This is a genomic window from Polaromonas sp. (genome assembly GCF_035638815.1).
Taxonomy (GTDB): domain Bacteria; phylum Pseudomonadota; class Gammaproteobacteria; order Burkholderiales; family Burkholderiaceae_C; genus Polaromonas.
In genome coordinates, this window is the sequence record NZ_DASQZG010000013.1 from 110,868 (window position 1) to 131,165 (window position 20,298).

General features: G+C 60.8%; 19 protein-coding genes. 11 read left to right on the forward strand and 8 right to left on the reverse strand.

Going from position 1 to position 20,298, the window contains the following annotated elements:
- Window positions 1-36: 36 nt before the first annotated feature.
- From VE934_RS08630 to lplT, 3 genes are all read right to left on the reverse strand, one after another.
- Window positions 37-522 (reverse strand): glutathione peroxidase, encoded by a 486-nt coding sequence (locus VE934_RS08630; RefSeq protein ID WP_324886392.1) that lies wholly within the window; start codon window positions 520-522, stop codon window positions 37-39.
- 156 nt (window positions 523-678) lie between these two features.
- Window positions 679-1,557, reverse strand: coding sequence for a DMT family transporter (locus VE934_RS08635; protein ID WP_324886394.1), 879 nt, complete (start codon window positions 1,555-1,557; stop codon window positions 679-681).
- 70 nt (window positions 1,558-1,627) lie between these two features.
- Window positions 1,628-2,908: a lysophospholipid transporter LplT gene (gene lplT / locus VE934_RS08640; protein ID WP_324886396.1), complete on the reverse strand. Its 1,281-nt coding sequence runs from the start codon at window positions 2,906-2,908 to the stop codon at window positions 1,628-1,630.
- 181 nt (window positions 2,909-3,089) lie between these two features.
- On the opposite strand from lplT, the gene alr reads away from it, so the two are divergent.
- Complete coding sequence (gene alr / locus VE934_RS08645; protein ID WP_324886398.1) at window positions 3,090-4,187, forward strand: alanine racemase; 1,098 nt, start codon at window positions 3,090-3,092, stop codon at window positions 4,185-4,187.
- Complete coding sequence (locus VE934_RS08650) at window positions 4,184-4,984, forward strand: hypothetical protein (RefSeq protein WP_324886400.1); 801 nt, start codon at window positions 4,184-4,186, stop codon at window positions 4,982-4,984. Before alr ends, VE934_RS08650 begins: the two co-directional genes overlap by 4 nt.
- A gap of 20 nt (window positions 4,985-5,004) precedes the next feature.
- Here VE934_RS08650 and VE934_RS08655 read toward each other — a convergent pair whose 3' ends face one another.
- From VE934_RS08655 to VE934_RS08670, 4 genes are all read right to left on the reverse strand, one after another.
- The gene (locus tag VE934_RS08655; protein WP_324886402.1) at window positions 5,005-5,898 is read right to left on the reverse strand and encodes an NAD(P)-dependent oxidoreductase; all 894 of its coding nucleotides are present in this window, start codon (window positions 5,896-5,898) and stop codon (window positions 5,005-5,007) included.
- Between the two features lie 61 nt (window positions 5,899-5,959).
- Window positions 5,960-6,862, reverse strand: a complete 903-nt coding sequence (locus VE934_RS08660) for a DMT family transporter (protein WP_324886404.1) — start codon at window positions 6,860-6,862, stop codon at window positions 5,960-5,962.
- Window positions 6,862-7,836, reverse strand: coding sequence for a 2-dehydropantoate 2-reductase (locus VE934_RS08665; protein ID WP_324886435.1), 975 nt, complete (start codon window positions 7,834-7,836; stop codon window positions 6,862-6,864). The genes VE934_RS08660 and VE934_RS08665 overlap by 1 nt, the downstream gene beginning before the upstream one ends.
- Before the next feature lie 2 nt (window positions 7,837-7,838).
- Window positions 7,839-8,240, reverse strand: coding sequence for a 5-carboxymethyl-2-hydroxymuconate isomerase (locus tag VE934_RS08670; protein WP_324886405.1), 402 nt, complete (start codon window positions 8,238-8,240; stop codon window positions 7,839-7,841).
- 90 nt (window positions 8,241-8,330) lie between these two features.
- Here VE934_RS08670 and radA point away from each other — a divergent pair, with 90 nt between their 5' ends.
- The 9 genes from radA (at window position 8,331) to waaF (ending at window position 19,752) form a co-directional block, all read left to right on the forward strand.
- Window positions 8,331-9,698: a DNA repair protein RadA gene (radA, locus tag VE934_RS08675; RefSeq protein WP_324886407.1), complete on the forward strand. Its 1,368-nt coding sequence runs from the start codon at window positions 8,331-8,333 to the stop codon at window positions 9,696-9,698.
- A gap of 20 nt (window positions 9,699-9,718) precedes the next feature.
- Window positions 9,719-10,507, forward strand: coding sequence for a metallophosphoesterase family protein (locus VE934_RS08680; RefSeq protein ID WP_324886409.1), 789 nt, complete (start codon window positions 9,719-9,721; stop codon window positions 10,505-10,507).
- A 367-nt stretch (window positions 10,508-10,874) separates the two neighbouring features.
- Entirely contained in the window at window positions 10,875-13,580 is a 2,706-nt protein-coding gene (locus VE934_RS08685) for a calcium-binding protein (protein ID WP_324886411.1), read from the forward strand.
- 113 nt (window positions 13,581-13,693) lie between these two features.
- Complete coding sequence (locus VE934_RS08690) at window positions 13,694-15,490, forward strand: type I secretion system permease/ATPase (RefSeq protein WP_324886413.1); 1,797 nt, start codon at window positions 13,694-13,696, stop codon at window positions 15,488-15,490.
- Window positions 15,480-16,820, forward strand: a complete 1,341-nt coding sequence (locus VE934_RS08695; RefSeq protein WP_324886415.1) for an HlyD family type I secretion periplasmic adaptor subunit — start codon at window positions 15,480-15,482, stop codon at window positions 16,818-16,820. The genes VE934_RS08690 and VE934_RS08695 overlap by 11 nt, the downstream gene beginning before the upstream one ends.
- A 164-nt stretch (window positions 16,821-16,984) precedes the next feature.
- Complete coding sequence (locus VE934_RS08700) at window positions 16,985-17,410, forward strand: glycerate kinase (RefSeq protein ID WP_324886417.1); 426 nt, start codon at window positions 16,985-16,987, stop codon at window positions 17,408-17,410.
- A gap of 95 nt (window positions 17,411-17,505) precedes the next feature.
- A complete protein-coding gene (locus VE934_RS08705; RefSeq protein WP_324886419.1) occupies window positions 17,506-18,444 on the forward strand; it encodes a branched-chain amino acid transaminase in 939 nt (312 codons plus the stop codon).
- A gap of 2 nt (window positions 18,445-18,446) precedes the next feature.
- Window positions 18,447-18,656, forward strand: a complete 210-nt coding sequence (locus tag VE934_RS08710; protein WP_324886421.1) for a zinc-finger domain-containing protein — start codon at window positions 18,447-18,449, stop codon at window positions 18,654-18,656.
- A 109-nt stretch (window positions 18,657-18,765) separates the two neighbouring features.
- Window positions 18,766-19,752: a lipopolysaccharide heptosyltransferase II gene (waaF, locus tag VE934_RS08715; RefSeq protein WP_324886437.1), complete on the forward strand. Its 987-nt coding sequence runs from the start codon at window positions 18,766-18,768 to the stop codon at window positions 19,750-19,752.
- Window positions 19,753-19,757: 5 nt separating this feature from the next.
- Here the strand turns inward: waaF and VE934_RS08720 are convergent.
- A partial coding sequence (locus tag VE934_RS08720) for a carboxymuconolactone decarboxylase family protein (RefSeq protein ID WP_324886423.1) occupies window positions 19,758-20,298 on the reverse strand: 541 nt, incomplete at its 5' end.

The window sequence follows — 20,298 nt, forward strand, 5'->3', positions numbered from 1 at the left end:
TGATGCCGCTTGCCCACGCGGGGGTCTACGCCAGCGTCAGGCGGCGAGCGCGGTTTCGACGTCCTTTGCCAGATCAGCCGGCTTGTCTGTTGGCGCATAGCGGCGGATCACCTGTCCGTCTTTACCGATCAGGAACTTGGTGAAGTTCCATTTGATCGACTTGCTGCCCAGCAGCCCCGGCGCTTCGGACGACAGCCACTTGTACAGCGGGTGGGCAGCCGGACCGTTGACATCGATCTTTCCCATCATCGGAAAACTCACGCCGTAGTTGACCTGACAGAACTCGGCAATCTCGCCATCGGCGCCCGGGTCTTGCGAGCCAAACTGATTGCACGGGAAACCCAGCACCACCAGGCCCTTCCCGGTGTAGCTCTTGTGCAGATCTTCCAGACCGCCAAATTGCGGCGTAAAGCCGCACTTGCTGGCGGTGTTGACGATCAGGAGGACCTTGCCTTTGAATTCGGACAGGGCCACGCTCTTCCCGTTGATTTGCTGGGCTTCAAAGTCGTAAATGCTGCTCATGATGTGCTCCTGGTTGAGCTGCCACTGTACTGTAGTAAGCAAGCGCGGGGGCTTTCTCCCCTTCAAGCAGGGGCCGCGGATCTGGCTTTGCCAGTCCGCAGGGCAGCGGCCCCCCGGGGTGGGGCAGCCCAGTACACGAAGTGACAAGCGTGGGGGCTATTTACTCGGTGGTGCAAGCGCCGCCAAAGCAGCAGCAAGCACGATCAGGCCGCCGCCAAGCAACGTGCGCGAGCTCAGCTCGGCCGCCCCCAGGGCCACCGCGGACAGGCTGGCAAACAGAATCTCGGTGAGCATCACAATGGCCGTGGTGCTGGCGGCCAGCCGCGCCGCACCGTATTGCAGCGCCATGTTGCTGATCAAAAAAGCCAGGCCAAGCCCCAGTGCAAGCCAGATCCACGAAAGGCTCCATAACGGTGCGGGTACGGCGCTCAAAGTCATGCCCAGCCATGCCGTGCCAGAGGCCGTTAACGCACCTCCACCAAACATGGCGATCATGCGGGCCTCACTGGGTGTGTACTGCAATTTGCGCAGCAGTACGTTGGTGACGGCAAAACTGAACCCACCCATCAGTGCAAGCCAGTCCGCAATATCTTTAGGGACAGGCCAGGGCGAGTCGGGCGACTTGAGCACAATGATGACGCCCGTCATGGCCAGCAGCAGGCGCAGCAAAGACATCCGTGTGGGCTTCTCGCCCAGCACCGCCCAGGCCAGCAAGACGGACCATGCCGGCATCAGGTAAAACAGCAGCACCACCCGCACCACGTCGCCGACGGTGACGGCCCAATTGAAGCCCACATTGGTGAACCCTGCCCCCGCTGCCAGCAGCCACAACAGGGGGTGTTTTGTAAACACGGCCCAGCCGCCGGGGCGCCACACCGTGATGCAAGCGAGTGAGAAAACAAAGATCAGCGCGGTGGCCCACAGCGGATGCAGTCCAAGCGAATGCAACTCGCGAAACGGCCACCAGGACAAGCCCCAGATCAAGGCGTTGACCACCAGGGCGCCGGCTGCAAGTAGCAAGGCTCGTTGAGTCATGATGTGTAAGGCCGGCAAGGAACAAAGGAGCGCCGCCCCCATCGGGACAAGACCTGCCCGGCGTTGTGCATCAGTGAGAGTTGTCGCTGCGCGCGATAGTCAGGAGATGATCCAGCTGCTCTTTGTGTTTGACACAGTTGCTTTTGTGCCAGCGCTGGATCAGCCACATGAAACCGGCCACAACCACGCCAAAAGCGGTGATGGCGCCAAACGCCGAGAGACCCATGCCGGTAGACAGGCTGTAGCCGGCGCCCAGCGCCAGAATGCAGGCCTGCTCGTTAAAGTTTTGCACCGCAATCGAGCGCCCTGCGCCCATGAGGTTGTGGCCCCGGTGCTGAAGCAGCGCGTTCATGGGTACTACCAGAAAGCCGCCCAGACCGCCCAGCAAAATCAGGAATGGTGCTGCCACCCAGACGTTGGTGATGAAGTTCATCAGAATCACCAGCAGGCCCATTGCAATGCCCAGTGGCATGACCATGGTCGCGTGCTCCAGCCGCATCCGCATGGATGCGAGGATGGCGCCCACCGCAGTGCCTATGGCCACCACGCCCACCAAAGACGATGCCTGTGTGGTGCTGTAGCCCAGTGCGGCCGCACTCCAGGCCAGCACGATGTAACGCAGGTTGCCCGACACGCCCCAGAACAGCGTGGTGGTCGCCAGCGAAATCTGCCCCAGTTTGTCGCGCCACAGCGCCGCATTGCAGTTCCAGAAGTCGGGCAACAACTCCAGCTTGTTGCGGGGCATGGCACGCATTTCAACGCCGGTGTGCGGGATGCGTGTGTTGAACCAGGCAGCGGCCGCGTACAGAATAATGAGCGCGCAAATGGCGGCTTCTGGCGGGGTATCTACGCCGGTGGCGAAAATCGGAAAGTCGAATGACAAAAACAGGTGCGAGACAGAATGCCCAACCAGTTGACCGCCAAGCAGCACGCCCAGGATGATGGAAGCTATGGTCAAGCCTTCAATCCAACCGTTGGCCTTGACCAGTTGCGAGGCGGGCAGCAGCTCGGTCAGGATGCCGTACTTGGCGGGGGAGTAGGCAGCGGCGCCGAGGCCGACGATGGCGTAAGCCACCAGCGGGTGAGTGCCAAACAGCATGAGCAGGCAGCCCGCCACCTTGATGGCGTTGCTGATGAACATGACCTTGCCTTTGGGCTGCGCATCGGCAAAGGCGCCGACAAAGGGCGCCAGCACCACATAAAAGAGCGCGAACATGGGAACCAGTGCAGCCGGTTGCCACTTGGGTGCGCCGCCCGTCCGGAGCAATTCCACGGCAGCGACAAACAGCGCGTTATCAGCCAGCGAGCTGAAAAACTGGGCCGCCATGATGGTGTAAAAACCGCGCTTCATTAAACTGTTTTGATCACCGGGGCGTGCACATCAGTCGTGCTGATACACATCGATAAAAGTGAATGTCTCCTGAGGATCAAGGTTTATAGCACGCGGCAGGGTGGCAGAATCGATAAATAGCCCTTGACAGGCCTGCGTTAAGTCCGCTGATCAGTCGTCCGTTTGTAACATCCAGCCCGCCATGCCTCGTCCCATTCTTGCCACCATTCACACTGCAGCACTTCGGCACAACCTTGCGCGCTGCCGTAGCGCGGCGCCTGATGCACGCGTGTGGGCCATCGTCAAGGCCAATGCGTACGGGCACGGCATTGAGCGCGCCTTCGACGGTTTGCGCGCTGCCGACGGCTTTGCGCTGCTGGATTTTTCTGAGGCGCAGCGGTTGCGCGCGCTGGACTGGCGCGGCCCCATCCTGTTGCTTGAAGGCTGCTTCGAGCTGCGGGATCTGGAGCTGTGCTCACGTCTGGGACTTTGGCACACCGTTCATTGCGATGAGCAGATTGACATGCTGGCCGCGCACAAGACACAGCTGCCGCACCGCGTGTTTCTCAAAATGAACTCCGGCATGAACCGGCTGGGCTTCACGCCGGAGCGCTACCGCGCAGCGTGGACGCGGCTTAATGCGCTGCCACAGGTGGAAGAAATTTCATTGATGACCCATTTCAGCGACGCTGACGGCCCCAAGGGTATTGCGCATCAAATGCAGAAGTTTGAAGCCGTGACGCACGATCTGCCCGGCGAGCGCACCATCAGCAACAGCGCAGCCACTCTACGGCACTCTCCGGACATCGGCGAAAAATCCGACTGGGTGCGACCCGGCATTGCCGTTTACGGCAGCGCACCCGACTATCCTGAAAAATCCGCAGCCGACTGGGGCTTGCTGCCGGCCATGACCTTGTCGTCAGAAATCATCGCGGTTCAGCATCTGGTTGCTGGCGACGCGGTGGGATACGGCTCGAGCTTTACAGCAGACGGGCCGATGCGCATCGGTGTGGTGGCCTGTGGTTATGCCGACGGTTACCCGCGGCATTGCACCACGGGCACGCCCATTCTGGTGGGCGGTGTTCGTACCCGCATGGTGGCGCGCGTGAGCATGGACATGCTCACGGTAGATCTCACGCCTGTGCCTGATGCCGGGATGGGCTCTGAGGTAACGCTGTGGGGCCGGGCCAGCAGCGGAGCAATTTTGTCTATCGACGAAATTGCACACGCGGCGGGGACGGTGGGATATGAGCTGATGTGCGCACTCGCCGCGCGAGTGCCGGTGGACGTGGCCGAATGATCAATCTGTCGAACTGGCGATCAGTTCGGCTGTGGGAAACCAGGGTCGAAAGGCAACTGCGCAAGCGTCATCGGCTATGGCTTCACGGGATGTTGATCGGCTCCACCGTGCTGGGCGTGATGTGGGCGGCATCCCATTTGCAGATGCTGATGGGATCAGACTCGCTGGCCGTGCGCTATTTGGCAACCCTGGGTATTGGTTATCTGGCCTATCTTCTGGTCCTGCGCATCTGGGCTGCGGCATTGCTCGGGCGCGGGTCCGACCATTTTGATTTCCCCTTGGATGTGCCCGTGTCTGGTTCTGGAAGGAGCGGGGATTGTGGGTCAACCGTCGCGGATCTGCCCGACATCCGATCGGGCGGCGGCGGTGAATTTGGCGGAGGTGGTGCGTCAGCGGATTTTTCCGGTGCGGCGGACGTTTCCGAAGGAGTGGGGGAGGTTGCAAGTAGTGCGCTTGAGGCTGTGGCGGGTGCCGACGAAGGTGCCATCGTGGTCGTGCCCGTGGTCGCGATTTTCCTGGTCGGCTGCGCTGTCTTTTTTGGCGCGGGCTCGCTCCTGCTGCTTTACTTTGGCTGGGAGGCCTTGCTGACCGTTGCGGTAGAGCTGGCTTTTTCTTATGTGTCGGCACGCACGGCAGTTCGGGTGGTCCGTGAAGGCTGGTTATCAGCGGCGATCCGCCTGACGTGGAAGCCGCTCCTGGGAGCGATCGTGTGTGCAGTCGCGCTGGGCGCTGCGATTGACCATTTCATTCCTGCGGCGAATTCGCTGCCGCAGGCGGTCAAGCTGATCCGGGCTTAACGCGCTCGCTAAAGCCTGCTTTATTGCGGCACGATTTTGGCGCCAGTCAATTTTTCCTGTGCCGTTACCAGTGAGGTGACAAACTTCTTTCCCTGACCCAGGGCGCTTGCAGTAGCCAGGCTTTGATGCACGGCCCCGCCCACAATCGACGGCACATTCACCATCTCGGCAAGATGGGTGTAGTAGCGCAGGTCCTTGCGCGCGTTGTCGAGTTCAAATTTCAGCCCCGAAAAGTCCCCGTTGAGAGTTTTGGCCATCGCCTGAAACAGGCCTGAATTGACGCCGCCGGCTGACACCACTTCAACCAGCTTTTGCGGTTGAATGCCAGCCAGGGCGCCCACTGCAAAGGCCTCTGCAGTCGCAGTGCAGATGGCCTGGGCGATGAAGTTGTTGAGCAACTTGATGACGTGCCCGGCGCCTGGCCCGCCCACATGGAAAATGTTTTCGCAATAAGCTTCCAGCACCGGCCGAATGCTGTCAAACACGGCCTGGTCTGCCCCCACCATGGTGTTGAGCTTGCCAAGCTCTGCCTCGACAGGCGTTCGAGCCAGCGGCGCGTCCACCAGGATGGCCCCGCGCTCAGTGCACAGCGCGGCCAACCGGCGTGTGGATTCAGGCTCGCTGGTGGAGGTATCGATCACGGCCAGACCTGCGCGCGCTTGCGTCAGTACGCCTTGCGGACCTGTCAGCGCCTGCTCAACCTGGGGAGAGCCGGTCACGCAGATGATGACGGCGTCGCAGTCGCCCAAGCTTGCATGATTGGGTGCCTGTTTGGCGCCTGCGACCAGTAAGTCGGCGACGCGCTCTGTGTTGCGATGCACGGTCAGGCTCACTTCAAAACCTTTGGCCAGCAGGTTGCGTGCAATGCCGTGGCCCATCAGGCCAGAAGCGCCAATAACGCCGATGTGTTTCATGTTTGTTTCCTGAATGGTGGAGGAGTGCCGGGAAGAAGCGCACTTTACCCGCATCCGGTTGTCAGCGCTTGCGAAGACCCAGCGCCATAACCGCACCGACCACAAGAAGCGCGCCAGCTACTTGCACCGGCGCAATGGCTTGACCCAAGATCAGCCAGGCCAGCACCAGCGCAAAGACCGGCTCGACATTCATGATGGCCGAGTTGCCGGCGACGCCGAGCTTGGGCAGCAGGGTGAACATGATGGTAAAGGCTGTGCCGTACAGAAAGGTCAGCGCGGCCAGACCCCACCAGCCAACGGGAGCTTGGGGCAAATGAAAGCCACCCTGTACAGCGACACCCACCAGTGCAAACAGCCCGACGGTTGTCATCGTTGTCAGCGTGCGCACGCGGCCGTCCACGTCGCTGGCCTCATGCTGGGTCAACACCAGTGCGATGCCAAAGGTGGCCGCTGCTGCCAGTGCAAAAGCCACACCCGTGCCAATGCGACCCCACTGACCCGCAGCACCCAGGCCCGATGCCGCGCCAAGGACGTCAAGCGCCAGCGCAAGACCCAGCAGGATCACCGGCATGGCGAGAATCAGTGCGCGCTCCGGCGTGCGGCGGTACAGCAGCCAGTCCCACAGGGCAGTCCAGATGGGATAGGTGTTGAAGGCCAGCAAAGCCAGCGCCACTGGCAGGCGCGCCACGGATGAATAAAGGCACAGGCTTTGCACCGCAATCAAGAGGCCAATGACCGGCAGGATTCGCTTGTGACGTGGCGAGAAACGGATCCTCACCCGCTGGATGGCCAGCAGTGCGGCGACGACCAGTGCAGTCACCACACTGCGAAAGGCCACAGCCGTAGCCACATCTACGCCGTTGTTAAATGCCAGGCGCGCCGCCACATGGTTGGCGCCCATCATCAAGGCGATGAGCAGCAGGGTGGCGAAGGCCGCCCCGCTGATGGCTTTAGCGCTTGCCATCAATACAGCCCACGCCCGCGCGCATGCAACCGGCTTAAGCCCAGCAGGGCATCCGTGAAAGGTGTCGGCACCTGCGTCATTTGTCCCAGCTCCCTGACCACCGTTACCAGCGCATCGAGTTCGACCGCCTTGCCAGCCTCCACGTCCTGCAGCATGGATGTTTTGAAGGCGCCCAGCTTGAGCGTGACCGCATGCCGGTCTTCTGGCTGCTGATCAATCGGAATGCCAATGCGTGCGCCTATCTCTTTGGCTTCCAGCATCACGCTGGAGATGAAGTTGCGCACCAGTTCGTCGCCAAGAATGAGGTCCGTCGTGGCCCCAGTGATGGCGCTGACCGGATTGACGGTCATGTTGCCCCAGAGCTTGTACCAGGCGTCTTTCTGGATCTGCTCCGACACCGCGACCTCGTGGCCGGCGCGCTCGAGCAGCGCTGCCAGCGCTTGCACGCGCGCGGTTTTGTCGCCAGACGGTTCGCCGATGATCAATTTGTTGCCGAAGTGGTGGCGCACCATGCCGGGCTCCGTTACAGAGCAACTGGCATGCACCACGCAGCCAATGACACTGGCCGCCGGTATCGCCGCAGAGATTTCACCGGTCGGGTCTACAGCTTGCAGCTGCGTGCCTTCATAAGCACCACCAAACCTCTGAAAAAACCACCACGGCACGCCGTTCATGGCTGTCAGTACCGTCGTGTTCGGGCCCAACAGAGGCGCCATGTTTCGAGCTACCTCCAGCAAGGCCGGCGCCTTGACCGCAACAACAACCAGGTCTTGCACGCCCAGCTCTGAGGGACTGTGGCTGGCTTTCACCGCGACGGAGCGTACGCCGTCACCGGTTTGCAAACGCAGGCCACGGGCATGCAGGGCTTGGAGGGTGTCACCCCGAGCCACCACGCTGATGTCGCAACCCGCTGTGGCAAGCCCTGCTGCGAGCCAGCCACCGATGGCGCCCGCGCCGTAGATGCAGACCCGCACCGTCATTTGGCAAGAAAGGTTTGCAGGTTGTTGTGCATGGCGTTGTAGTGCTCGACGCCTTCTTCAATCTGCACGGTAATGCCGATGGGCGTGGTCTTGAACAGAGGTTCGAAATGGGCCTTTGCCCTTTCCAAAAGGGCGTCACCAGCTATCTTTTTAATAGCGTCGCTGCGCCCGGCCTTGATGCGCAAGTGCAGGTACACAAAAGCACGGTCGGGCTGGCCGTCGGCCACGGCATGGTGCGGCGCCGGGTAAGCCAGCACACGTGTGCCGTGCAGCGGAAACACCGGCTGACCCTGGTCATCCTTCAGCCCGGTCACCACACCCGCAAGCGCTTTGCACAGCCCGCCCATGTCAGCTTGAGGATCGAGATTGGCGGTGTATTCAATTTTGAGGTGGGGCATGTCGGCTTTTAATGAGTGCAGGGCGGATGTCTTTGCGGCCTGAGAATAGCGCCTGATTTTTACTGTGATTAATTACAGTATTATCAACGCATGGCCAAAGACAAGACGATTTTCACCTGCAGCGAGTGCGGCGGCATCAACCCCAAATGGCTGGGCAAGTGCCCCCACTGCGGCGCATGGAACACGCTGATTGAATCTGCGGCCGAGAGCAACTCTCCGGTGAAGAATCGTTTTGCCTCCCTGGCCAAACCTTCGGAAGTTGCCACGCTCTCCGACATCGAAGCCAGCGACATGGCGCGCACGCCCACCGGCCACGAAGAGCTGGACCGCGTTTTGGGCGGTGGCATTGTGGAGGGCGGGGTTGTTCTGATCGGTGGTGACCCCGGCATCGGCAAGTCGACCCTGCTGCTGCAGGCGCTGGATTCGCTGCAACGCTCGGGGCTGGAAACCCTTTATGTCACGGGCGAAGAAAGTGGCGCGCAGGTGGCGCTGCGTTCACGTCGACTCGGACTGGACGGCTCGCAAGTCAAGGTACTTGCGGAAATTCAGCTCGAAAAAATCCTGGCCACGCTGGAGGCCACGCGCCCTGCAGTGGCTGTGATTGACTCGATCCAGACGGTGTACTCGGACCAGCTCACCTCTGCGCCCGGCTCGGTTGCCCAGGTGCGCGAATGCGCGGCCCACCTCACGCGCGCGGCCAAATCCAGCGGCGTGTGCATCGTGCTGGTCGGCCACGTCACCAAGGAAGGCGCTCTGGCCGGGCCGCGTGTGCTGGAGCACATGGTCGACACCGTGCTGTACTTTGAAGGCGACACGCATTCAAGCTTTCGCCTGGTGCGCGCCATCAAAAACCGTTTTGGTGCCGTCAACGAGATCGGCGTTTTTGCCATGACCGAAAAGGGTTTGAAGGGCGTGAGCAACCCGAGCGCCATCTTTTTGAGCCAGCACAGCGAGCCCGTGCCTGGCAGCTGCGTGCTGGTTACGCTGGAGGGCACGCGGCCCATGCTGGTTGAAATTCAGGCGCTGGTTGACAGCGGGGGACCAAGCCCGCGGCGCCTGTCGGTGGGTCTGGACCGGGACAGGCTCGCCATGTTGCTGGCAGTGCTGCACCGACATGCCGGTATTGCGTGCATGGACCAGGACGTGTTTGTCAACGCCGTGGGCGGCGTGCGCATCAGTGAGCCGGCGGCAGATTTGTCGGTGATGCTGGCCATCACCTCCAGCTTGCGCGGCAAGCCACTACCCAAGGGATTTATTGCATTTGGCGAGGTCGGTCTGGCCGGAGAGGTGCGGCCAGCGCCGCGCGGTCAGGAGCGGCTGAAAGAAGCCGCCAAACTCGGTTTCAGCGTGGCTGTGGTGCCCAAAGCCAATGCGCCCAAAAAACCGATCGAAGGTCTGACCATTCACGCAGTTGAGCGGGTAGAGCAAGCCATGGAAGTGGTGCGCAGCCTGAGCTAAATTACGCTCAGGGGGCTTTCATGAAGATTGCGATCATTTCCGACATCCACGGCAACTTGCCCGCACTCAAGGCTGTGCTGGCGCGCATTGATCGTGACGGCGTCGACATCATCATCAACGCTGGCGATACGCTGGGAGGCCCGTTGGAGTCGGCGCGCACGGCAGACCTGCTGATGGAGCGTCAGATCCCGATGATTGCCGGCAACCATGAGCGTCAGCTGCTCACGCTGCCGACGGAGCGACTGAACCGCAGTGACGCGTTTACCGCAAGTGAGATCAATTCAGCCCACAGGGACTGGCTTTCCGGTGCCCCGCCTACGCTGTGGCTCTCTGACGAAGTGTTTGTCTGTCACGGCACGCCGTCAAGCGACCTTCACTACTGGCTGGAAACGGTGACGCCTGATTTCGGGCACAACGGCTCGACAGGGGTTCGTGCGGCCACTGCTCAGGAGATGACCGAGCGTCTGGGCGCCGGGGACCATGCAGAGCGAGCCAGCTTGATCATTTGCGGCCACACGCATATTCCCCGCGTGGTTGGCGTCACGGCCCCCTCCGGCGCCAACATCACGGTGGTGAACCCGGGCAGCGTGGGTCTGCCGGCCTATGACGACGAACATCCGTTTAAACATGCCGTAGAAACCGGCAGTCCCCACGCGCGCTACGCCATCGCGCAGCAGAGCAGCGTGGGCTGGCAAGTTGATTTGCGCTGTGTGCCATACGACCACGCGTCCATGGCGCAGCTTGCCCATCAGCGCGGGCGGCCCGATTGGGCCCATGCGCTCGCCATGGGATTTGTGCAGCGGGACTAACGGACTGGTGTGCAATGAGGTGCTATTAAAAGGATAGCTGACCGCGCCCGCCGCATCTGGGCAAACCGTTGAAAATCTTCGTAAGAGCTGGCGAAGGCTATCGTGGGGCTGAAAGTCCACACCCAAACCCACACCCACACCCACAGCACAGCTGACGCAGCTGGTTCCCGGTCGGACCGTCCTTGGCTCAACCATGGCTTGAAGGGCTAATCGCATCGCATCAATTACGGATCGACCAGACGGTTGGCTGCGAGCATGTAAGACGATGCCTTGTGAACAATGGTTTACGGTATTTACGGTCGCACTTCGTCGCGGGTGCACCGAGCGGTTTACATAATGAATTAATTATTTCAATTCAGGACCACTCATGAGCTACACCCCCACACCGACTTCCGGCGACGACGTCATCACTGGCGATGCGGAGAATGACATCATCGACGCGCTCGAGGGCAACGACATCATTTACGGAGGCGGCGGTGACGACGAGTTGCGGGGTGGGCTTGGCAATGACTCGCTGTACGGCCAGGCTGGCAATGACCGCCTGCTCGGCGGCTCAGGCGATGACCGCTACGAAATTGACCGCACCGACACCATTACCGAGCAGGCGGGGGAGGGTAATGACAGCGTGTACTTTCGGGACGATTCGTTCACAGGTACTTACGTCCTTCCCGCCAACGTCGAGAACCTGACTCTGATCGGGCGGTTCAACAACCTCTCCGCCTCGGGCAACGATGGCGACAACCGCATCCTCGGCAATAACACCGGAAACGACACCTTGAACGGTGGTGCAGGCAATGATTACATCGAGGGTGACTACGCCTATTTCTACGGCTCCAATTCCTTTTCCAGTTCTACCGGAGATGATGTCGTCCACGGCGGCGATGGCAATGATGTGATCTGGGGCGATCAGTCCATCGGTAGCGGTGGCGGAAACGATGTGCTGTATGGCGACGCGGGCAACGACCAACTCAACGGTCAACGCGGAGTAGACACCTTACACGGCGGCAGCGGAGACGATGTGCTCGACGGCGGCGGTGACAGCGATGTGTTGTACGGCGGCGCCGGTGATGACGACTATCTTTTTGGACGCAATTCGGGGCTGGACCAGGTCGTTGAAACAGCCGTGGCGGGCGAGGCCAACCAGGTCCGCTTTGCTGCAGGGATTGCACCTTCTGAAGTGCAGGTCACCCACGAGGGCGATGACCTCCATTTTTATATCAACGGCGCCCAAAACAACAAACTCTCCATCGTCGGCTACTTCACAGCGGCCAACAAGCCTGTCACGGAAGCAGTGTTCGGTGACGGTACGGTATGGAGCGCCGCCGTGTTTGATAGCGCACCGGTTGGCCCGCCAGGCGACGGCGATCTGGTGATCCAGGGCACGTCCGGCCCGGATACCCTCAGTGGGCGCGGCGGGAACGACACGATCGACGGCCTGGGAAGTGCTGACAATATTTATGGGGGCAGCGGCAATGACTATTTGCTGGGCGGCCCCGGCAATGACAATTTGCTGGGCGAAGCGGGAGATGATGTTCTCGATGGAGGCGTTGACAACGATTCCATTTATGGCGGCGCCGGCAATGACACCTTGAGAGGTGATCAAGGCAGTGATTTTCTGGTCGGCGGCGCTGGCAACGACCTGCTTGACGGTGGCGTGGGCAGGAATACCTATCTGCTTCAACGCGGCGATGGCCAGGACGTGATCCGCAGCGGCACTTTCGACAGCGGTAGCGAGATACGCCTCGGTTTTTACAACGACCAAACTCCGGGAGCTACCAACCGCGGTCTGCTGACCGGTGAGATCACGCTCACCCGGCTCAACAATGACTTGGTGCTTGCCGTAAACGGTACTGCCGACACCATCAGGGTGGAGGGCTACTTTGCAAATGCCGCCAGCGGCGTTTATCCCGATGCAGAGATCAGCTTTCAGGACGGCACCTGGGGCACAGATGAAATCAATGCCAACGTGCAGTCCGGCCCGCCGCCGTCCGGAACAGCCACCGACGGGAACGATGTACTGACCGGAACCAGCGGCGACGACGCCATCTTTGCTCAAGGTGCAGATGACCAGTTGACCGGCGGTGCGGGCAACGATTTCCTCAACGGCGAGCTTGGCAATGACAGCATGGCCGGCGGCACAGGTAACGACGAAATGGTCGTCAACAGCCTGGGCGATCAGGTCACCGAAAACGCGGGTGAAGGCATCGATACCGTGCAGAGCTATATCAGCTATACGCTGACCGCCAACGTTGAAAACCTCGTCCTGATCGGCGACGAAGGCCTTATGGGTAACGGTAATACCCTCGCCAACCGCATCATCGGCAACACCCGCGACAACGTCCTGAGCGGTAGCGACGGCAACGACGTCCTGTATGGTCACTCCGGCAACGATTTTTTAAATGGCGAGCTGGGCCAGGACCAGATGTTTGGTGGTTTGGGCAGCGACACCATGATCGTGAACGACATCGGTGACTTCGTCTGGGAGGCAGCCAACGAGGGCACTGACACCGTGCAGAGCTACATCAGCCACACTCTGCAAGACAACTTTGAAAACCTGACCCTGATCGGCCAGACCGGCGTTGTGGCAAAGGGAAATACCTTGGCCAATGTGATTCAGGGCAATGATTCGAACAACAGCATTGACGGCATGGGTGGGCTGGACACAATGGTTGGCAACGGCGGCGACGACATCCTGACCATCCATTCCGGACAGGAGCTTGTGGCGGGGGGCAGTGGCGCCGACACCCTTCATTTGGCGGCGGACCTGGGCTTTCTGAATCTCTCCGGTCTTGCGGGCACGAGTCTGACCGGCATCGAGGGCGTGGACATGGGCAACGGCAGCGCCACGACGGTGCGTATGTCTATGGCTCAGATGCTGGCGCTTTCCGCTGAAAGTAACACCCTTATCGTTGATGGTGATGCCGGAGATGAGTTGCAGATCGGCACCGACTGGCGACGCGAAGCCTCAGCTACGGCAGGTTATGACCAGTACAGCTCTACGTCTGGTACCGAAACCGGCGTTCTGCTGGTGGGTCAGGCCGTCACAGTGACCATGGCTGACTGGGTGGCGTAACAGGCCTTGTGCAGAGTTGCTGGCCGTCAGCCCGCGCGCATTGCCCGGGTTGACGTGATGCCCTTGTGGCCCCGCCCATCAAGGTCGGCGCGCAGAAGCTTTAGCGAATGTCCATGACTTCCCGATCTGATCCCCACCGCCCGCCGCGAGACGAGTTGCCATCCGCCCTGCGCAAACTGCGCGGGGCCTTTGTGACCGTCGCCATATTCAGCGGGTTTGTAAACCTGTTGATGCTCGCGCCGTCGCTTTACATGCTGCAGGTTTATGACCGGGTGTTGGCAAGTCGCAATGAAACCACTCTGGTTGTTCTCACCGTCTTGCTGGTGGGCGCCGTGGTGTTCATGAGCGCACTGGAGGCCATTCGCACCTGGGTACTGGTGAGGGTGGGCGCGCAACTGGATGCCGAGCTTCATGCGCCGGTGTTCAACGCCACCTTCGATCGAAGTCTCGCGCAGCCGGGCAGCAATACCACCCAGCCCATGCTTGACCTGGATACCTTGCGACAGACCCTGACCGGGCCTGCGCTGCTGACCTTGTTCGACGCGCCGTGGATGCCGATCTATCTGATTGTGATTTCGCTTTTCTCGATCGAGCTCGGCGTCTTTGCCCTGGTCGGTGCCCTGCTGCTTGGCGCGCTGGCCATCGTGAATGAAAAAATCTCCAAACCCTGGCTTGACGAAGCGCAAAGGTGTAGCGCCCAGTCGCAGCTCGACTTGAGCCACCACTTGCGTAACGCCGAGGTTATTGAGGCGATGGGCATGCTGCCGCAAATTCGACGCCGCTGGCATGGGCTGCATCAAAAGCAGATTCAGCTTCAGGCCAAAGCCAGCGATCAGGCTGCAGTGATGAACGGCGTTACCAAATTTATTCGCATCACCATGCAATCCCTGGCACTGGGCTTTGGTGCCTTGCTGGTGCTGGAAGGTCGCTTGTCCCCGGGCGGAATGATCGCGGCCTCCATCCTGGTGAGCAGGGCTCTGGCCCCGGTTGAAATGCTGGTGGGCAACTGGAAGCAGATCATTACCGGGCGTTCAGCCTATGCACGCATCAGGGAGCTCTTGAATAACTACCCGGTTCGGCAACATGGCATGCCGCTGGCTGCACCGAAAGGATCGGTGCGTTTTGAAGGGGTCGCGGCGACGGCTCCATCTTCAAGGCAGCTCATTCTGAAAAACCTCAGTTTTTCGATCGGCGCCGGGGAGTCAGTTGCCATCATCGGCGCCAGCGGGGCGGGCAAGTCCACGCTGGCTCGTCTGTTGGTCGGTGTGTGGCCAGCCGCCGCAGGGACGGTGCGCCTGGATGGCGCCGACCTTCATCAGTGGAACAAGGATCAGCTGGGACCTCATCTGGGGTATCTCCCGCAGGATATCGAATTGTTTGATGGCACGGTCGCAGAAAACATTGCGCGTTTTGGCGAGCTGGATCCTGAAAAGGTGGTCCACGCAGCGCAGCGTGCAGGCATGCATGAGCTGATTTTGCGTTTGCCCGAGGGTTACGACACGCCGCTGGGTGTCGGCGGCAGCGCACTGTCGGGCGGCCAGAAGCAACGCATTGGTCTGGCGCGTGCCTTGTATGGTGACCCGGCACTGGTAGTGCTCGATGAGCCCAATTCAAATCTGGACGATGCGGGTGAAAAGGCCCTGTCAGCGACCATCGCCGAGTTGACCGCGCGCGGAACCACAACGATATTGATCACCCACCGCACCGCATCGCTGGATGCGGTTCAAAAAATCATGGTGCTGACTGACGGCACCTTGCGTGCTTATGGTCCCCGGGCCGAGGTCCTTTCAGCCATGCGGGCGCTTGCGGTGGCTGGGCCTGCGGCGGCAACCCTCAGAGCCGTGCCGCGTAGCGGGTCAGCCACGCTGCATCGCCCCGTCAATACAAAAGAGAACCGTCTTGACGCCTGAACCTTCCATGCGGGGCTCCGTCGACCTCGATGTGCCGGTCTTTGTCGACACGGACAGCTCGCGACCACAGCGCTGGGGTTGGGGGTTGCTGGTCCTCGGTTTTGGCGGGTTTTTAACCTGGGCCCTGCTTGCGCCGCTTGACGCAGGTGTTTCGGCACCGGGTACAGTTGTGGTGACCGGAAGCCGCAAGGTGGTGCAGCCCATGGTGCCTGGCAAGATTGCGGCGATTCTCGCCAAAGACGGCGATCAGGTCGCGGCAGGCCAGGTACTCATACGTTTTGACGGGACGCAGAGCCAGTCCCAGCTGGACATCTACAAAGGCCAGTTGTTTACCAGCCTGGCCACAGAGGCTCGTCTGGCGGCAGAGCGTACAGCGCGTGAAGCGCCGGAGTTCCCACCAGCACTGACAAACGAAAAATCTGACCCCCGGGCGCTCGCAGCCATGGCGCTGCAAGAACAGCTGTTTGTGACCCGACGCAAATCCTTGAGCAGTGAGTTGGCGGCCATGAGAGAAAACATCCGCGGGCTGGAGCACCAGGTGGCCGGAACGGAGGCCTCCCGGCGAGCCAAGGAAGAACAATCGAAGATTCTTCAGGAGCAGCTGAAAAATTTGCGCAATCTGGCCGACGACGGATTTATGCCGCGCAGCCGCGTGCTGGACCAGGAGCGCGCCAACGCAGCCATGCTGGGAGAAATTGCCGAAGACAACGGCAGCATAGGCCGCAGCCGGCAGGCAATTGCCGAGATCAAAATCCGCATGGTGACGCGCGAGCAGGACGTTCGCAAGGAAGTGGAGGCTCAGCTCTCGGATGTCCAGCGCGACGCATCGTCGCTGGGTAGCCGGCTGGAGGGTTTGCAGTTTGATGTGCTGAACACCGAGATCAGGTCACCCGCCACAGGAGTGGTCATGGGCCTTGCGGTGCACACGGTGGGTGGCGTGGTGCCGGCCGGCAGCCCGCTGATGGAAATTGTGCCGCGCGACGAAGCCCTGAAAATTGAAGCGCAAATCCCCCCGCATCTCATCGACAAGATCAAGCCGGGTTTGCCGGTGGACATTTTGTTTACGGCATTTGACCAGGTGAGTACGCCCCGGATTGCCGGGCGGTTGACCCAGGTTTCCGCTGATGTGTTGCTGGACCCGAAAACAAACAGGTCCTATTTCAAGGCCTCGATCGACGTCACCGGGGACGGTTTGGTCAAGCTGAAGAAAAATGAAATCAGGGCGGGCATGCCGGCGGAAATTTTTGTGCGCACCGGGGAACGCACGGCAATGAATTACCTGCTGAAGCCGCTGCTCGATCGACTCAGACGCTCCTTGACTGAGCCCTGAGGCGGCCGGTGGCTGGGTAATTGCTATGTAATTTGTAGCGAACTATTGACGTCCTCAAAGGGCAAAGTGCCAAAAACGTTTGAAGTTATCGCTCACGTGGCTGCTGGCGGCTCCCTACGCACTCCCCGCAGCCATTGGCTTTGCGGCCCTGCGAAAATAGCGCCATGAACTTCCAGAAAATTCTTGTCCCGATAGCGGGCGTTGCGCTTGTGCTGCTGGCTTACCGCTTCTACGGGTGGGCTGGCGTTGCTGCGGCCGCAGGCGCTCTCGTCATGTGGGTCTTGCTCAACTTCACCCGCATGATGCAGGTGCTCAGGCGCGCCAGCACCCGGCCTATCGGCCATGTGGACAGCGCCGTCATGCTCAACGCCAAGCTCAGGCCCGGCTTCACGCTGTTGCATGTGGTGGCCATGACACGCGCTCTCGGGCAGTTGCTGTCCCCCAAGGATGCGCAACCCGAAGTGTTTCGCTGGACGGATGCCTCTGGCTCCTCGGTGACCTGTACCTTTGCGGGCGGAAAACTCACCGAGCACGCGCTGTTTCGCCCCCCGGTCATGGAAGAATCCACCGCGCCTCCGCCCGCCGCTTAAAATCATCGTTTCGGGTGTTCGGGCTTGCCCGGTCCACCGGCCTTACAAGACAACACAAGACAAAACGCCGACAGGCAGCACAGAGGATTTCGCACATGGCACCCCTTCCCCCTTCGATGGCAGACCGCGACGGCAAAATCTGGATGGACGGCCAGATGGTGGACTGGCGTGACGCCAAGATCCACGTCCTGACCCACACCCTGCATTACGGCTGCGGCGCCTTTGAAGGTGTGCGTGCCTACAACGGCGCTGGTGGCACAGCCATCTTCCGGCTGGAAGAACACACCGAACGCCTGTTCAACAGCGCCAAGATCCTGCGCATGAAAATTCCTTTCAGCAAGGAAGAAGTCATGGAGGCGCAAAAAGCCGTGGTGCGCGAGAACAAACTTGAGAGTTGCTACCTCCGCCCGCTGACCTGGATAGGTTCGCAAAAACTCGGCGTCAGCCCCAAAGGCAACACCATCCATCTGATGGTCGCAGCCTGGGCCTGGGGCGCCTATCTGGGCGAAGAAGGCATGAAGCGCGGCATCCGCGTGAAGACCTCCAGCTACACGCGCCACCACGTCAACATCACCATGACGCAGGCCAAGGCCGTGAGCAACTACACCAACTCCATTCTGGCCAACATGGAGGCACTGGACGACGGTTACGACGAAGCGCTGCTGCTGGACGCTTCGGGCTTTGTCAGCGAAGGCGCGGGCGAAAACATTTTTGTGATCAAGGGTGGCGTGGTCTACACGCCGGATCTGTCGGCTGGTGCTTTGAACGGCATCACGCGCAACACGGTGCTGCATATCTGCAAGGATCTGGGCCTGGAACTGGTGCAAAAGCGCATCACACGCGACGAGGTTTACATCGCCGACGAAGCTTTTTTCACGGGCACCGCCGCAGAAGTCACCCCCATCCGCGAGCTGGACCGCATTGAACTCGGCACCGGCTCGCGCGGCCCCATCACCGAAAAAATCCAGACCGCGTTTTTTGACATCGTCAACGGACGCAACCCAAAATACGCCCACTGGTTAGCGAAAGTCTGATCATGAGTACTACTTCCACCGTTGAACTGCTGGCCACGGACCTCAATTCGCATGGCGGCGTTTATTGCCCCAGCCCAAAGGCTGACATGGCTATCTGGAACAGCCACCCCAAGGTGTACCTGGATGTCGCGCGCACCGGTGAGGCCAAGTGCTCTTATTGCAGTACGGTGTACAAACTCAAGGACGGCGAGCACGTCGGCGCTGGCCACTAACGTGTCCCGTCCCCTTCAAGCGGCCGCCGCGGAACCGGCTTTGCCGGGCCGCCAGCGGCGCCCCCTTGAGGGGGAGGCGGCCGGGGGCCGCTTCGGGGGGGCTTCCTTAATCATCGCGCCACAATGGATCGGCGACGCGGTGATGACCGAGCCGCTGCTGCGGCGGCTTCATGCGCGCGGTGAGCAACTCACCGTAGGCGCTTTGCCCTGGGTCGCCCCGGTGTACCGCGCGATGCCGCAGGTGAAAGAGGTCATCGAATTCCCGTTTGCCCACGGCGGCTTGCAGCTCAGGGCGCGCCGCGCACTCGCCAGCCGCATCAGTGGGCAGTTTGATACCGCTTACGTGCTCCCCAACTCACTCAAAAGTGCCTTGCTGCCGCTGCTGGCAGGCATTCCCAAACGTATTGGGTATCTCGGCGAGGCGCGCATCGGCTTGCTGACCCACCGGCTTAAAAATCCTGCCAAGGGAAATCGTCCCCCTATGGTGGCTTTTTATTCTGCGCTCAGTGGCGACACCGCTGTTGAGTCAGATCGGCCCGAGCTGCAACTGCCTGCAGGCGAGGTGGATGAGGCGCTGGCCGGCCTGGGCTTGCAGCGCGGCGCCTATTACGTTTTCGCACCGGGTGCCGAGTACGGGCCGGCCAAGCGCTGGCCCGCTGCCCACTTTGCCGGGCTGGCCAGCAAGCTGCCCTTGCCCGTGGTGCTGCTGGGTTCCGGCAAGGAGGCGGCGCTGTGCAATGACATCGCCGCGCCAGCCAATGGCGTGAAGCAAGGCCAGTGTTTGAACTTTGCCGGCAAAACCACGCTGGTGCAGGCGCTGTGTGCCATTGCCGGTGCAAGGGGGGTGGTGAGTAATGACTCCGGCCTCATGCACGTGGCTGCCGCGTTTGGGGTGCCGCAGGTGGCCATTTTTGGTTCGTCCAGTCCGCTGCACACACCGCCGCTGAATGAGCGGGCTACCGTGCTCTGGCTGAAAAACGATGCAAGCTACCAGCCGCCGCTGGACTGCGCGCCGTGTTTTGAACGCGAGTGCCCGCTGGGACACACTCGCTGCCTGAACGATATCAGCGCGGAGCGGGTACTGAGCGCCCTGTAGAGGCTTCAGGCCGGGAATGCATCCAGAGCGCTGAAACCGGCGACCGGCTGCGTCGGTGTGCGCCCCACATTCATCACCCAGCACACCATCGCAAAATAGCCCACCAGCGTTGTCAGCTCTACAACGCCTTGCTCACCGAACGCGGTGAGAGCCGCGGCGTAGGACGCATCGCAGACGCCATGGTGTTGCAAAAGCTCGGTGACCAGGTCCACCGCCGCTGCTTCATCAGCCGCAACGCTGTGCGGGTGTTTGCCAACAGCAATGGCGTCCAGCGTGGTTTGCAGTACACCCGCTTTGAGCGCCAACGGCGCATGCATCAGCCATTCAAACTGGTTGGATACATGACGCGCCACCAGGCACATCGTCAACTCCCGAATGCGAACCTCCAGAATGCTGTCAAAGCGCAGGTACTCGCCAACCTTTCCAACCCGTTCCATGAGTTCGGGACTGCGCAGCAGGGGGATAAAAGGGCCGAACACAGCTTTACGCGGGCCGGCAATCAAGGCCTCGGCCGCCTGACGTTGTACATCGGACATTGCCTCTGGG